The 311-nt window shown below is 65.9% G+C and carries 1 pseudogene; it reads left to right on the top strand.

Going from position 1 to position 311, the window contains the following annotated elements:
- Window positions 1-196 (top strand): annotated as a pseudogene (trpC, locus tag EN804_RS36070) (indole-3-glycerol-phosphate synthase TrpC); the annotation flags it as partial.
- Window positions 197-311 lie beyond the last annotated feature (115 nt).

Genomic DNA, 311 nt, shown 5'->3' with positions numbered 1-311 from the left:
GTCGCTGCAGACCACGCTGGACATGCAGCAGGCCGTGCCGCGTGACCGCCTGCTGGTCACCGAGAGCGGCATCCTCGGCCCGCAGGATGTCGCGCTGATGCGCGATGCCGGGATCCATGCCTTCCTGGTCGGCGAGGCCTTCATGCGCGTGGAAGAGCCGGGCGAGGGCCTGCGTCAGCTATTCTTCGCGGCATGACAACGCACTATCTAACGCCGCGCGAGGATGCGCCGCTGGTGGTCTTCGACTTCGACCACACTCTCTACGACGGCGATTCGGGCACCCACCTGTTCGCCTCGCTGATCAAGCGCAA

Origin of the sequence: Mesorhizobium sp. M8A.F.Ca.ET.161.01.1.1, assembly GCF_004792105.1 — a bacterium.
Taxonomy (GTDB): domain Bacteria; phylum Pseudomonadota; class Alphaproteobacteria; order Rhizobiales; family Rhizobiaceae; genus Mesorhizobium.
The sequence above is the reverse complement of the archived record's forward strand: the minus strand, read 5'-3'. Positions and strand labels throughout refer to the sequence as shown.